This window comes from Flavobacterium sp. J49 (assembly GCF_011742145.1).
GTDB lineage: Bacteria > Bacteroidota > Bacteroidia > Flavobacteriales > Flavobacteriaceae > Flavobacterium.
The window spans coordinates 512,093-526,892 of record NZ_JAAQQU010000104.1; the positions used below are offsets into that span (position 1 = coordinate 512,093).

13 protein-coding genes are annotated in these 14,800 nt (G+C 38.3%); 8 read left to right on the plus strand and 5 right to left on the minus strand.

The annotated features are described in order from the left end of the window. The first annotated feature begins 83 nt into the window (after positions 1-83). The 3 genes from HA632_RS08860 to HA632_RS08870 all read left to right on the plus strand — a co-directional run bounded on the left by HA632_RS08860 (position 84) and on the right by HA632_RS08870 (position 4,378). Entirely contained in the window at positions 84-677 is a 594-nt protein-coding gene (locus HA632_RS08860) for a 2OG-Fe(II) oxygenase (protein WP_176306825.1), read from the plus strand. Positions 678-854: 177 nt separating this feature from the next. Next, on the plus strand, positions 855-1,241 hold the full coding sequence (locus tag HA632_RS08865; RefSeq protein ID WP_176306826.1) for an NUDIX domain-containing protein: 387 nt from the start codon (positions 855-857) through the stop codon (positions 1,239-1,241). Continuing rightward, on the plus strand, positions 1,238-4,378 hold the full coding sequence (locus HA632_RS08870; protein ID WP_176306827.1) for a DEAD/DEAH box helicase: 3,141 nt from the start codon (positions 1,238-1,240) through the stop codon (positions 4,376-4,378). The genes HA632_RS08865 and HA632_RS08870 overlap by 4 nt, the downstream gene beginning before the upstream one ends. Here the strand turns inward: HA632_RS08870 and HA632_RS08875 are convergent, their stop codons facing one another. The 5 genes from HA632_RS08875 to HA632_RS08895 all read right to left on the minus strand — a co-directional run bounded on the left by HA632_RS08875 (position 4,379) and on the right by HA632_RS08895 (position 10,260). Beyond that, the gene (locus HA632_RS08875) at positions 4,379-4,633 is read right to left on the minus strand and encodes a hypothetical protein (protein WP_176306828.1); all 255 of its coding nucleotides are present in this window, start codon (positions 4,631-4,633) and stop codon (positions 4,379-4,381) included. 185 nt (positions 4,634-4,818) lie between these two features. Further along, the gene (locus HA632_RS08880; protein ID WP_176306829.1) at positions 4,819-6,834 is read right to left on the minus strand and encodes a M13 family metallopeptidase; all 2,016 of its coding nucleotides are present in this window, start codon (positions 6,832-6,834) and stop codon (positions 4,819-4,821) included. Positions 6,835-6,889: 55 nt separating this feature from the next. Continuing rightward, positions 6,890-8,875, minus strand: coding sequence for a TonB-dependent receptor (locus HA632_RS08885; protein WP_176306830.1), 1,986 nt, complete (start codon positions 8,873-8,875; stop codon positions 6,890-6,892). A gap of 57 nt (positions 8,876-8,932) precedes the next feature. Continuing rightward, positions 8,933-9,781, minus strand: a complete 849-nt coding sequence (locus tag HA632_RS08890) for a FixH family protein (RefSeq protein ID WP_176306831.1) — start codon at positions 9,779-9,781, stop codon at positions 8,933-8,935. Positions 9,782-9,885: 104 nt separating this feature from the next. Beyond that, a complete protein-coding gene (locus HA632_RS08895; protein ID WP_317174601.1) occupies positions 9,886-10,260 on the minus strand; it encodes a hypothetical protein in 375 nt (124 codons plus the stop codon). A 144-nt stretch (positions 10,261-10,404) separates the two neighbouring features. Between HA632_RS08895 and HA632_RS08900 the strand changes: the two genes are divergently transcribed. The 5 genes from HA632_RS08900 to HA632_RS08920 all read left to right on the plus strand — a co-directional run bounded on the left by HA632_RS08900 (position 10,405) and on the right by HA632_RS08920 (position 14,765). Further along, positions 10,405-10,995 (plus strand): Crp/Fnr family transcriptional regulator, encoded by a 591-nt coding sequence (locus HA632_RS08900; protein WP_176306832.1) that lies wholly within the window; start codon positions 10,405-10,407, stop codon positions 10,993-10,995. Continuing rightward, positions 10,995-12,242, plus strand: a complete 1,248-nt coding sequence (locus tag HA632_RS08905) for a hypothetical protein (RefSeq protein ID WP_176306833.1) — start codon at positions 10,995-10,997, stop codon at positions 12,240-12,242. The genes HA632_RS08900 and HA632_RS08905 overlap by 1 nt, the downstream gene beginning before the upstream one ends. 66 nt (positions 12,243-12,308) lie before the next feature. Then, entirely contained in the window at positions 12,309-12,860 is a 552-nt protein-coding gene (locus HA632_RS08910) for a fasciclin domain-containing protein (RefSeq protein WP_171221117.1), read from the plus strand. A 146-nt stretch (positions 12,861-13,006) separates the two neighbouring features. Then, positions 13,007-13,441, plus strand: coding sequence for a cytochrome c (locus HA632_RS08915; protein WP_176306834.1), 435 nt, complete (start codon positions 13,007-13,009; stop codon positions 13,439-13,441). After that, on the plus strand, positions 13,413-14,765 hold the full coding sequence (locus HA632_RS08920) for a cbb3-type cytochrome c oxidase subunit I (RefSeq protein ID WP_176306835.1): 1,353 nt from the start codon (positions 13,413-13,415) through the stop codon (positions 14,763-14,765). The genes HA632_RS08915 and HA632_RS08920 overlap by 29 nt, the downstream gene beginning before the upstream one ends. Positions 14,766-14,800 lie beyond the last annotated feature (35 nt).

The following is a 14,800-nucleotide window of genomic DNA, read 5'->3' on the forward strand; positions in this document are numbered from 1 at the left end:
GAAAAGGGATAAGGGAAGAGAGGTTATGCGGTTTAAATAGACTACCTTAACGGAGAACTTGTCAAATCAAGTTGGGGTGTGTGATGGAAGATAGTTTTGAAAGATTGATTAGCAGTTTTATTGAAAACAAAGTGGGGATAGCTGAGGATTTTTTGAGTGCGGGTTTGTGTCAGCATTTGAAAGAGAACATACTTGCGTTGCAGGCTAGCCATTTGTTGGAAAAGGCCGGCATTGGCAACGACCAAAAACTCCAACACGATAGTCAAGTGCGGAGCGATGTGATTTATTGGTTGGATAAAAAGCACAACAACATTCATGAGAATGCTTTCTTTGAAAAGATGGATGCTTTTGTACTTTATTTAAATGAAAGTTGCTACACCGGAATTACGGGTTATGAGTTTCATTATTCGTTGTATGAAGCGGGTGATTTTTATAAAAGGCATCTTGACCAGTTTCAAGACAATTCTAACCGACAGTTCTCGATGATTAGCTATTTAAACCCCGATTGGGAAACCAAAGACGGTGGCGAATTACAGATTTACCAAAACCCAACGAACCAAACCATTTCACCCAATGCGGGGAAGACCGTGTTTTTTAGGAGTAATGAATTGGAACATGAGGTGTTGGTGACGAATGTGGCGAGAATGAGTGTTACGGGGTGGTTGAAGAGAGGGTGAAAGCTCTTTGATAGTGTTGAGTGGATGGCACACGGATGACACGGATGGGACTGATTGTCACGGATTTTTGGTGGGTTGAATAGTTTGGGGTTTGGTGATAAGCAGGGATTGTGATTCCGCGCTGTCGGGTTTTGGTTACGTTATTAATTATGCTTAAGTTTATAAAAATTCCAAAGTATGATTAATGTTACTTGTGCAATTATAATAATTGAAAATAAAATTTTAGTTACTCAAAGGAGTGAAATAATGAAGTTGCCATTGAAATGGGAGTTTCCAGGCGGTAAACTAGAGGAGAATGAAAACGAAATAGAATGCATAAAAAGAGAAATAAAGGAAGAGATAAATATTGAAATAGATGTTTTAAAAAAGCTTTCTAATGTTGTTCATGATTATGGAGCGTTTGAAATTAACCTAATTCCTTTTGTTGCAAATTATATTAAAGGTAGTATAGAATTATCGGAACATAAAGATTATAAATTATTAGATAAATCAGAACTCAAGAGTTTGGATTGGGCTGAAGCAGATAAACCAATTGTTGATGAATTTTTAAAACTTGAATTATGAACCAAGGACTTTATGAGGAATTAGTAACTAAACTAATTAATTTAAAAATAAATGAACTTGATAAAGACACTTTTCATATAGAAAAAGTTTCAATTGATAAGGCCGAGGCAGCACAGTTATTGTCTCAACATATTGGGAAAACAATTAGACATGCTTTTACTTTAATTAAAGGACAAGATATTTTAGAAACTCAAATAGAGATTGCCAATAAGATTATTCTTTTTTTAAAAGAAGAATTAAAAAAAGAAGAGTTTGAGGATGATTTGATTGAGACTGAGGGTAAGATTTTAAAGGCGGTATTTAGTAAAGTAGATGCTCATTTTACGGATTTCGGGTTACATCTTAAAGAAATAACACCTTACACAAGGCTGATTCACAGTGAGCTTTTTACAGGAGGAAATACAGGAACAACACTTGAGAGTGAATTAAGGAAGGAAATTTTATCATCTGACAAAATAGATTTACTGGTTTCATTCATCAAATGGAAAGGTATTCGGATTCTTGAAAAAGAGCTAAGAGAATTTACCAATAGAGGTGGTCAATTAAGAGTTATAACAACTACTTATATAGGTGCAACGGATGCGAAAGCAGTAGAGTTTTTGTCGTCTCTAGAAAACACGGAAGTTAAAGTTTCTTATAATACAGGAAATGAAAGATTGCATGCAAAAGCATATTTATTCCAAAGAAATACAGGTTTTCATACTGCTTATATTGGCTCTTCCAATTTTTCTCGTTCTGCATTAACAGATGGTTTAGAATGGAATTTAAAAATCACCACCAAGGAAGTTGGGCATATTATCGATAAGTTTAAGAAAACATTTGAGGCATATTGGCAAAATCAAGAATTTGAGTTATATGATAAAAACATTCATTCTGAAAAGTTAGTTGATGCTTTAAAGCAAGGTAGATTTTCAAAAGAATTTAAATTCACCACAGCAAACTTCGATATCAAACCATTTCATTACCAAAGTGAAATCCTTGAGAAGTTAGAGGTTGAACGAACAGTTCATAATAGATTTAGAAACTTATTGGTTGCAGCAACAGGAACTGGAAAAACTGTGATTTCTGCATTTGATTATAAAAACTTTAAAAGCAATAACAAATCTTCTAAGCTTCTTTTTGTAGCTCACAGAAAAGAGATATTACAACAAGCAAGAGCAACATTTCAAGGAGTATTAAAAGACAATAATTTCGGGGATTTATGGGTTGATGGAATTGTACCAACTAGCAATGAGTTTGTCTTTGCTTCTGTTCAAACTTTAAATAATAGACTTAAAGACATTAATTTGACCCCTGAATATTATGATTTTATAATTGTAGATGAGGTACATCATATTTCTGCCAACACTTATAGGCCAATAATAAATTATTTTAAACCAAAAGTTCTTTTAGGATTGACCGCAACTCCTGAAAGAATGGATGGAGCAGATATTTTAGAAGATTTCTGTAACAGAATAGCTGCCGAAATAAGACTTCCCGAAGCATTAAATCAAAAATTATTATGCCCTTTTCAGTATTTCGGAATTACCGATAGCATTGATTTAACTAATGTAAAATGGGAGAAAGGCAAATATGTTGCTAGTGAATTGACAAGTATATACACCAAAAATAATGTTAGGGTTGGTGAGATAATTAATAATCTTGATAAATACACAAATGATTTAAATGATGTTCGTGCTATTGGTTTTTGTGTAACGGTTGAACATGCCATTTTCATGACTGAGAAGTTTAATTTGGCAGGATTGAAAGCAGAATGTTTGACCAGTAAAAACGCTAATGAAAGAGATAAAATTAGAGCGCAATTCAAGAAAAAAGAATTTAATTATTTGTTTGTAGTTGATATTTTTAATGAAGGAGTAGATATACCGAAGATAGATACAGTTTTGTTTTTGAGACCAACAGAAAGTTTAACGGTTTTCCTTCAACAGTTAGGAAGGGGTTTGCGTTTAGCAGAAGGAAAAGATTGTTTAACTGTTTTGGATTTTGTTGGAAATGCCAGACCTGAGTATGACTTTGAAAGTAAATTTAGAGCGTTAATTGGTAAAACAACAACTTCGGTTCAAAAAGAAATTGAAGATGATTTTCCACATTTACCACTAGGTTGTTCAATTGTACTAGAGAAAAAAACAAAAGAAACAATCCTTGAAAATATTAAAAAGGCTACTTCCTTAAATGTAAACCAACTGATAACTAAAATTATAAATTTTCAGCATCAAACTACTTTAGATTTAACGCTAAAGAATTTCATAGAATTATATCACATTCCAATTGAAACTATTTATAAAAAGTATAGTTGGACAAGATTGTGTCAAAGAGCTGGTGTGATAGATGATTTTGAAATTACAAATGAAAAACAAATCTACTCGGCAATTAGTAATAAATGGTTGTCTACCAACTCTACTAGTTATTTCAATTTTATTTTAAAGATTGCGAAACAAGGATTCAATATAAAGATAAATGATTTCGATGAAAATGAAAAAACTATGTTGTTGATGTTGCATTACGATGTTTGGCAAAACGAAGGAGGATTTGATTCTTTAGAGAAAAGTATAAATCAGATAGGTAAAAATAAAATTCTTGTAAAAGAGATTATAGAAGTTTTGGAGATGTTAATTGATAAAGTGGATTTTAAAGAAATTGATATCCAATTACCTTATAAGCAACCTTTAAAATTACATGCACGATATACAAGAGATCAAATACTAGCTGCATTTAGGTTAAGTACTTTTGAGAAAAAATCATCTAATAGAGAAGGTGCTGCCGAAAATAAAAGTTTGAATACAGAAATACTTTTTATTAATTTAATTAAATCAGAAGAGAACTTTTCACCCACAACAATGTATGATGATTATGCAATAAGTGAAACGTTATTTCATTGGCAGTCGCATAATGCTTATGGACCTGAAACCGTTAAAGGGCAATCCTATATAAATCATCTTGTAAATAATAAAAAAATATTACTTTTTGTCAGAGAGAAGGCAAACGATGAAAATAAGAATACAATGGGTTATGTTTTTATAGGTGAAGGTACTTTTAAAGATACAGAAGGGTCAAAACCGATGAATGTGAAGTGGGAACTTAGTGAACCAATTCCAAATTATCTTTGGAAAGCTTCGGCTAAGATGTCAGTTGGATAATTATTTATCTTTAAATATTTTACTAAAATAGTTTTCTAAAGCCCTTCTAAATAATTCCGTGTCTAATTTCAAAAGTTCTTCTTTTACATTCCATCCTTCAATGTATTCTTCATCTTCTTCGCAGATTTCTTGACCGTTTAGTTTTCGAGTCAAGATATCGCTAAGTAACACATCATCGCAGCTATAATAAAGTGGATAATGTTTTTCGATGAAATCCCAATATTCAAATCCTGAGTTGTTTTTTTGTTCTTGCATTGCTTTGGTTTTTTGTTTACTAATTTAAGAAATTGAGGGGATTTGTATGCTTACAATTGTTAGCACAAGTAGCAAAATTTATGAACAATGCCCTTCGACCCTTCGACTGCGCTCAGGGTGACAAAATGTGCAAAACAAAAAACCCCAACGTCTCCGTCAGGGTTTTTATTATAAAATGTTTTTTATTACCAAATCTTCACCCGCTTTTCAGGTGCAAGATATAGTGAATCTGTGGGTTTGATGTTAAACGCTTCGTAGAACTCCGGGATGTTGCGTACCGTACCGTTGACGCGGAAAAGAGCCGGTGAGTGCGGGTCGGAGGCAATTTGACTGCGCAAGGCTTCCTCGCGGGATTTCTCGGCCCATACTTGTCCCCAGCCTAAGAACACGCGTTGCATGCCGGTGAAGCCATCCATTACCGGGGCTTCTTTGCCGTTTAAGGTGGCTTTGTAGGCTTTGATGGCAATGCTCAATCCGCCCAAGTCGCCTATGTTTTCGCCCAAAGTAAAGGCACCGTTCACATTCAAATCGGGGAAGGCTTTGAAGCTGTTGTACTGGTCTACCAAGGCACCGGTTTTCTTTTGGAAAGCGGCTAAGTCTTGTGGTGTCCACCAGTTTTTCATCACGCCTTTGCCGTCAAAAGCACTGCCTTGGTCGTCAAAACCGTGACCAATTTCGTGACCGATAACCGCTCCGATGCCGCCATAGTTTACGGCATCATCGGCATTCAAATCAAAGAAAGGCGGTTTTAAAATGGCGGCCGGGAATACAATCTCGTTTAACGATGGGTTGTAGTACGCGTTGACCGTTTGCGGGTTCATGCCCCATTCGCTTCTGTCTACCGGTTTACCCAGTTTGGCCAATTGTCGGTTGTATTCAAATTCGGCGGCACGGACACCGTTACCGTAAAAATCGTTTTTAGCTATTTTAAGGGCTGAGTAATCTCTCCACTTGTCAGGGTAGCCAATTTTAATCATAAAGTTGTCGACCTTTTTCAAGGCTTCTTTCTTCGTCGCTTCACTCATCCAATCTAAGGTTTTGATGCTTTCGGCATAGGCTTTCAAGAGGTTTTTTACCATACCCGTCATGCGTTCTTTGGCTTCGGGCGAGAAGTGTTTTTTGACATACACTTTCCCTACGATTTCTCCTAAACCACCGTTTACCGTTTCTACCGCGCGTTTCCAATCTTCCTGTTGTTTCTCGGTACCGTATAAGGTTTTGCCGTAAAATTCAAAGTTTTGATTGTCTAAAGCGGTGGTCAAACTTCCGGCTGATTTGTTAATCACACCCCATTTCAAATAGGTTTTCCAAGTGTCAATTGGGGTGCTTTTGATGATGTTGTTCAGGCTTTTGGTGTATGCTACCTGAGTTACGACTAATTTTTTCTCTTGGTCAACACCGGCATTTTTCAACATGGCATTCCAGTTGAAATCAGGCATTAGGGTTTTTAAATCTTTTACGGCGTAAGCATTGTACAATTTTACAATGTCGCGTGTGTCTTCTTTTTTCATGTGATTGGCAGCCAAAGTAGTTTCCAAAGCCATGATGGTGGCGGCACTTTGAGCTCCATTAGGCAGGTTGGCCAATTGGAACATCTTTTCGATATGCGCTACATATTTTTTGCGGATGTCGGTCATCTTGGCATCGGTAGCCAAATAGTATTCTCTTTCCGGCATACCTAAACCAGCTTGCCAAGTGATTAAAGTGTATTTGGTTGGATCTTTAAAGTCGGTATAGACCGAAACATTAAACGGAATGGCTACTCCATTGCGGTTGGCTTTCCCGAAATAAGCGGCCAAGTCATCATAAGAAGCTATGGCGTCGATAGCGTTTAATTCCGGTTGGATTGGTGCTACGCCTTTCGCATCACGGCCTTTTCGGTCCATAAACGAGGCGTAGTAGTCTCCGATTTTTTGTTCGTCGGAACCTTCGGCATTGTTGCCTTTGGCGGCTTCTTCGATGATGGCTTTCACGTCTTTTTGCGACTGGTCGTACAGCATGTCAAAAGCACCGTAAGAAGCTTTGTCTGCCGGAATCTTGGCGGTTTTCATCCAAGCACCGTTGACATAAGCGGCAAAGTTATCGCCGGGTTTGACCAGCGTGTCCATATTCTTTTTGTTGATACCCGAAGTGAGTTCTTTTTGGCTACAAGCTGTTAGTAAGACAGAAGCCAGTAGCAAAGTGATTTTTGCATTCCTCATAATTTTAGTTTGATGATTAGGACGCTAAAGTAATTAAAAATATTAGGTTATGGTGTTAAAAGCTGTAGTTGAGGTTGAGGAAAATATTTCTTCCCATGCGTGGGATTTTGTTCCAATCGGCATAGGTGGTGTAGAAGGTATCCAGCAGGTTTTCAATCCCCAACTTGGTATACAGCAGACTTCCCGGCAATACAAATTTATAACCGAAATTAGCGTTGAGTAAAGCAAAATCGGGTGTTTTGGTTTCTCCATAGGCTGAGCCAAATTGGGTTTGAGTCGCATGGCCCACGCCTTCTAAATTGGCATTGAAACGGTTTTGGGTAAAAGTCAAAGCGGTTCGGTAACTCAACGGGTTGATGAGTGGTAAATTATCGTGGTTGCTCTCTTTTCCCAAACTGTACAACAAGTTTATATTCCATTTCCAGTGTTGGTTTAGGGTCCATTCCGAATTAAAATCGACATTAAAAATCGTCGCATAATTCAAAGCTGTGTACAATTTCACCCCATTGGCTCCAATGGTCATCGGTACTAATGATTCCACAGGGTTGCCAATGATATAATTGTTGATGTGGAAATAAGAGGCTGTGATTTTGGCCTTGATTTGCTCTTTTTTGTACCCAATGAATGCATTGCTTTCCCAAGATTTTTCATTTTTTAAATTCGGGTTGCCCACATAGTCAAAACGGTCGGAGCTGTTGAACAGATAGAAACCATATCCTTCAGACACTGATGGTGCTCTTTCGCCATAACCTAACCCCAAGCCGTATTCCCAACCGTTTTTGGTGAAGTTGTAATTGGCCGCCAGACTTTTTAGGAAACGCGATTTTTGCGCTTGCATTACGGGGTAAAAAATCTGCAGACTTTGCAGGCCGAAATCACTCGCCACCTTATTGGTATGACTGCCGAAGGACACCGACATTTTCAACCCCGAATGGCAATTGAATACCCAATGGTCTTCTACAAACCAACCGGTGTAGAAAGTGCGGACATCGGGCCAAGTGTACATGAACATGCTGTTTTCATTGGGGTCAGCAGGATACATGGTCATTTCGGCTACGGACTGGTTGTAAAACGAATTGAGATTCCCCAAAAAATGGTGGTTGTTTTTTACACCATTGATTTTGGAATACAGCCCAAGGGTTTTGCTCCAGCCCGGCATGTCCATGTGAATGGGAACCGATGGGCGTGTGGTATCGTCCATGCGGTGGGTGATGGTGTTGAAGTAGCCTTTGGTTTCCCAGTCTTTCAGCCAAGGTGATTTGGGCAGCACTACATATTTGACGGAGGTAATTAAGGCTTCCGCCAAAGACACGTCCATAGGCAAAGCCGGATAACCCACATCGGTGGCTTTGTCATAAATGACCGAAGCTTCGAGTAGTTTGTTTTGGCTGAATTTAAAACCCGAAGTGGCGGAGAGATTCAGCTTTCGGAATTGGGAATACAGGATTTTTTTCTCGTTTCCGGCGGCGTAGTTATCTGCTTCACGAAACATCACATCGGTATCAATATAATAAGTGCTGTCGGCATAGTTGACTGACGAACCGATGATTTTTTGGCGGTTGTTTGACTCAAAACCGGAGTTGAGACCAAAGCTCCAAAGAGGTTGGCCGAATTTGCTTTGTGTGCGTTTCAAATCAATCGCGCCGCCAATGGTAGACCCGAAACAACTGCCTTGTTGGCCTGAATTGACTGTGGCTTCCGAAAGATTAGACACTTCGATATAGGAAGTAATCGGGTCCATTTTATCGGTACAAGCACCAAAAATCCGCATACCGTCGATGGTGATTAAGGTTCTTTCGGTCGCCATGCTGTTGAGTATGGGTTCCCAGGCATATGCGCCACGTTTGACCATATCGACTTTGCTTCCTTTGTCGAGAAACTCATCGATGGAGGCCAGCGACTTGCTTTGTTTCTCGTGAATTTGGGTTTTTTTGCCAATGACGATGACTTCTTTTAAATCTTTGGGGACCAAGGAATCTTTAACTTCTTGCGCATAAGAAAAGAAGCCACTGCATAACAGCAACAGGATAATATTTTTCATCACAGTTAGATTTAAAAAGGACTCACTCGTTTTAAGCGAGTCCTTTTGGAGATGGATTTAGAATTCGAGTTCGAAGAAAAGGCTGCTTTCCAACACGGTGTCGGTGATGGTTTCGCCTTTTAAAACAACGCCATCTGCATTCAACAATTGCAAGTTGATTTTCCAGTAACCGGTCATGGTTAGGGACAGTTTTCCTTCGTATAAACCGCCGTTTGCTTTTTGGGTCGCGTCGACATTGTTGGGGGAACTGTGGTTGCCCATACTTGGCATTCTCGGGTCGATTTTTACGGTGTAACCATCCACCACCGGAAAGTTCATCATGTCCTGCATTTTCCAAACGCCCAAAACGATATCGTTAATCGCTACTTTTGGGTGATGCGGTTCGGCATAAGCCACGATGTATTTTGCACTGTCTGTTCCGGTAAAAGTATTCACTCTTCGGGTTGCTGAAGCCGGCACGTCTAGGAGAGTAGTTGCAGAAAAAGTTGTTCCGTTGAGGGTATAATCGATTTTTAAATCCCAGTATTCGGAGGTGTTTTGGGCCATTTGGAATACGATATAGCCTTTATACAAAGTGCCGTTTGGGGTTGTTTTTTCTACAGTCGATTTTGGGCAAGAATGGTTCATCATTGCCATGTGCATGATGGGCATCCAGCTGACTTCGGCACTGGTAACATACTCATCGGTAGTATTGTTTTTGATTCTAAGGGCGATTTCGTTGTAGCCTTGTTCCAGACTTCCGATGGGCGAATACAATTCGATGGTATGCGTGTCGTTAGTAATTTCTTTGAATTTAGTAAGGTTGGCTAATTCATCTGTGGTAGTATTGTTGTCGTCAGAAGAACAAGAAATAAGGGTTGAGGCCAATAAAAAGAAGGCAAGCGTATAGTTAAATAAGGTTTTCATTTTTGTACATTTTAGATAGTAAAGATTTGATTGGAAGGGTTTCCAATGTGTTGTGGACATGATTTGTCCGGTCAACCTGATTGAGATTGACAAAAGTTTAGGGTTTAAACGGAGAAAATTGGCGGATGAAAAACGGTACCACTATTTAGGTGAAAGTATAGATTGGCATAGTGGTCACCAAGGAATTTTTTAGCTTTACAGTAAGATTGTTCGGGAAGCATTGGGTTTATTTCCTGAAAGAACAAGACTTCAGTTTCTTGAATTTGTATTTTTTTGGAGGGCGCAATGGGTTTTTCTTGTTCGGAAGCTTTGGCCAGTTCTTTCATTAATTGACACTTTCCGTTGCACTTCATTTCGGGTTTGTTTTTGTTTTCACAAAGTACCTTTGCGATATAGTCATAATTGACGATGTAGTCTGCCACCGGAAGTATTGGTTTCAGGAACATGACAAGAGCCACTATGATTACTAACTTTTTCACCAGACAAATTTAGATGTTAAAAAGGGGTAAATTATATGACTATAGTCATATTTTGACTACTTTTATAAAAACTAATTTTGTAACCCAAAGCGAGTATTATAACTCACAAAGACAGTTTTCTGTTTAAAATACTCAAAATCAAACATGCAAATAGACTTAGATTTACTCTTTACTTGGGGCGCTATAGCTAAGGAATATAAAAAAGGCGAAATGATTTTTTGTGAGGATGAAATGGCTAATTTTTATTTCCAAATTATTGAAGGCAGTGTTCGAATGTACAATTCCAATGACGAAGGCAAAGAGTTTACCCAAGGGTACTTTTTGGCGGGGCAGAGTTTTGGGGAGCCTCCTTTGTTTATAAATGAAATGTATCCTTCTACCGCAGTGGCTTTTCAGGACAGCGTGGTGGTTAAATTGTCGAAGGAAAAGTTTTTGAAAATTTTGGATGAATATCCGTCTATTCAGAAACAGTTTTTAAACTTGATGTCACGGCGCATTCATTCGAAGTCGATGACGTCCAAAGACATCATCAACCAAAAGCCTGAGTTTAGGATATTGGCTTTTTTGAATGCCAACAAGAAAGGTAAAAATTCGGCTGAAAAAGAGCAAGTGCCTTTTACGCGTCAGGAGATTGCCAATTTCACCGGTTTGAGAGTGGAGACGGTTATCCGGGCTTTGTCTAAAATGGCGAAAGCTAAGAAAGTCGACATTATCAATCATAAAATATATTACTAATGACCTTTAACGCCAAGTTCTGGTTGAAATTTTCCCTATTCAATTTGTTGATTGTAGCATTATTAGGGCTTTTGATGCGGTATAAAATAGGTTTTGAATTTCCTTTTTTGAACCAAAAGAACTTACAGCATTCCCATTCTCATTTTGCATTTGCCGGTTGGATCAGCCATACGTTGATGGTGTTGATGGTGGGGTTTTTGGAGAAGAAAGGGAAAAGGGAAGAGGGAAAAGGGATAAGGTGGACAAAGTATAATAAGATTCTATTGGCCAATTTAATTTGTGCCTATGGGATGTTGGTTTTCTTTATTGTTCAGGGTTATGGCGCTTTTTCGATAGCATTTTCTACCGCTTCTATAGTGGTATCTTATGTTTTTGGATACCGGTATTGGAAAGATTTGAAGCTGGTTGACGCTACTTCGTTTTCGATTCCTTGGTTTAAAGGCGCGATTTTTTTCAATGTGATTTCTTCTTTGGGCACTTTTGCTTTGGCGTATATGATGGCGACCCAAAACCTCCATCAAAATGAATATTTGGCGTCTATTTATTACTATTTGCATTTTCAATATAACGGTTGGTTTTTCTTTGCCTGTATGGGATTGTTGGTGTATTTTCTCGATTTAAAAACCACCGATTCGCCTTTGTATACCAGAGTATTTTGGCTGTTTTTTATCGCTTGTATTCCGGCATATTTTTTATCGACGCTGTGGTTGGATTTGCCGTTGTGGATTTATATTCTAACCGTATTGGCTGCTTTCCTTCAAGTGTTCGCTTGGTTTCCGTTTTTGCTTGGTGTCATCAAAACTAAAAAAACCGTTTTTGAAAACTATCCGTTCTTTCTGCGTTACATTATTGTGTTTGTGGCTTTGGCTTTTAGTGTGAAATTGTTGTTGCAATTGGGTTCGACTGTCCCGACGCTCAGTCAGTTGGCTTTTGGTTTCCGACCTATAGTGATAGCCTATTTGCATTTGGTGTTATTGGCTGTTATCAGTTTGTTTTTGTTGTTTTATATTTATGTCAATCATTTCTTCTTTATCCGTAAATCCATTAAATTCGGAATTACCCTTTTTTCTGTGGGTGTTTTTTTAAACGAGTTGGTATTGGCTGTTCAAGGCATTGCTTCGTTTAGTTATACTTTAATTCCTTGGGTCAACGAATCGCTTTTTGTGATTGCAGCCTTGATGGTTTCGGGGATTGCTATCACTGCTTTTTATTCGATAAAAAAAGTTAAAATTCCCGCAGTTTTATGAGTTCAATCATAAAATAACTGTTTCATAGTTAGGTACTTTGTGTGTATAAACCAAGTATTTATTATTATGAAAAATTCCATTAAAATTTTGCTCTTAGCTTGCTTTTTTGCTGCTGTAGGTTGCAAACAAAGCAGTGAAACCCCAACAGAATCTACCGAAAGCGCACCGGCCCAAAATGTGGGACAAGAAGGTGTAAAAGATGAAACGTCTAATCCTAATATCGTTCAGGTGGCTTCGGGAAGTAAAGACCACACAACCTTAGTAGCGGCTGTTAAAGCGGCCGAATTGGTTACTTCTTTAAGTAATGCCGGACCATTTACCGTTTTTGCACCAACCAATGCTGCTTTTGATAAATTACCGGCCGGAACGGTTGACGGTTTGTTAAAACCCGAGAAAAAAGCCGATTTGCAAAACGTTTTAGGCTACCACACTTATGTAGGCACTTTGAAAGTTGAATACATGCAAGACGGACAAGAGTTTGACATGGTGTATGGTGGTAAAGTGAAAATTACCAAGCAAGGCGAAAAAACCTTTGTCAACGGTTCTGAAATAGTCGCTTCTATCGAAACTTCCAACGGGATTATTCACGTGATTGGAGACGTCTTACTTCCAAAATAGGATAATTATTAATTCAAATCTTGTTTTTCTTTTTTGAAAGGGAAAAGGCGTGAAAGTTGTCATTCACGCCTTTTTTGTGATTAAAATCATAAGCAATCGCTTTTTGTTTGCTTCTCTTTGCACTACCAATTCAATGTCTTTCGGCTATGACTCCACCGAGAAAATACCTATTCTTATTACTGCTGTTGCTGGCTTTGTTTTCAAGTTACAATTACATTATTTATACCGATACCTCGGCTTATGGTGCGGTTCGATTGTCGGGAAAAGCAGTTCAGGGCGAGAAACTTTGGCTGGAAAACAATTGCCATTCCTGTCACCAAATTTACGGCTTGGGCGGTTATCTCGGTCCCGATTTGACCAATGTCTATTCCTTTAGAAAGCGGGATGATAAGTTTTTGAAATCAATGTTCAACAGTGGTATCAAAGCCATGCCGCAATTTGATTTTAATGAAACAGAAAAAGAAGAATTGCTGCAATTTTTAATCGAAATAGACCAAACGGGACAGTATCCGAATACCAAAGCTCAAATTGAAGCTGACGGCTGGGTCAAAATTGAAAACCAAAATAAAACGCATGAATAATACCCGTTATCCTTTTTACTTTATTGCTGCCGGATTGCTTTCTTTGCTGTTGGGTTTGCTGTGCGGATTGCTCGCCGGTTTCCAATATGTCATTCCCGAATTTATCAAAGAAACGCTACCGTTCAACGCACTTCGACCATTGCATACTTTGTTTGTGGTTTCATGGGTTTTGCTCACGGCCATTGGAGGTGCTTATTATTATTTGGGCCAAAATAATCCCGAAAAAGCACTCAATCAAAAGCTGATCAAGAGTCACTTTTGGTTGTTTATCCTTACCGGATTCGGCATTGCAGCATCTTATTTGTTTCAAAATTTTGCCGGAAAAGAATACCTCGAATTCCCAAGCTATTTCTATTTCCCGATTGTGTTGGGCTGGATTTTATTCGGTATTACCTACTTCAAAAATTTAGCGGTTTCTTTCAAGAGTTGGCCGGTTTACTACTGGATGTGGGCAACAGGCATCGTCTTGATGGTTTACCATTTCACCGAAGCCCATTTGTGGTTGCTGCCTTATTTTAAAGAACATTTTGTGCAAAATGTGGCCCTGCAATGGAAAGCCGGCGGTTCGTATGTAGGTTCTTGGAATATGCTGGTTTATGGTACGGCAATCTATATTATGACTAAAATAGGGAATGATGACCGCTATGCTAAATCAGGGAAGGCGTTTTTCTTTTACTTTTTAGGATTGACCAACTTGATGTTTGGCTGGGCGCATCACGTTTATATTGTTCCTACAGCGCCATGGATTCGCTATTTCGCTTACGGCATCAGCATGACCGAATGGATTATATTGTTTTCAATTGTTTACGACTGGAAAAAAAATTTGGGGAAGGAAACAAAAACGGCATTTCCTTTGGCATATCAATTCATGCTTTTGGCTGATTTCTGGGTGTTTTTAAACATTATTTTAGCCCTGGTGATTTCTATACCGGCCATTAATTTATTCACGCATGGCACGCATATTACAGTGGCGCATTCCATGGGAACTACGATTGGTATCAATACTTTGATATTGTTGTCTTCGGTCACTTATATTTTGGAATCCAATAACGGTTTGGTTGCAGTAAAAAGAATGCAAAGAGGGATTTTCATTTTCCATATTTCGTTTTTGCTTTTCTGGATTAGTTTATTGTTGATGGGGGTTAAAAAAGCGTATTGGACCCATTTTAATCAAGTACTTTCCTTTGCCCAATTTCAAGAGGGAATGCATTGGTTTTATGTGCTTTTTGTGCTTTTCGGTTTGGGAATTTTGGCAGGATTGTATCTGATTGTCTTTGAACTGCTGAAAAACATTAAAAAACAACTCGTTTCATTGCCGAGATGACATATATCATACTTTATCCGGAATGATTTTGCAAA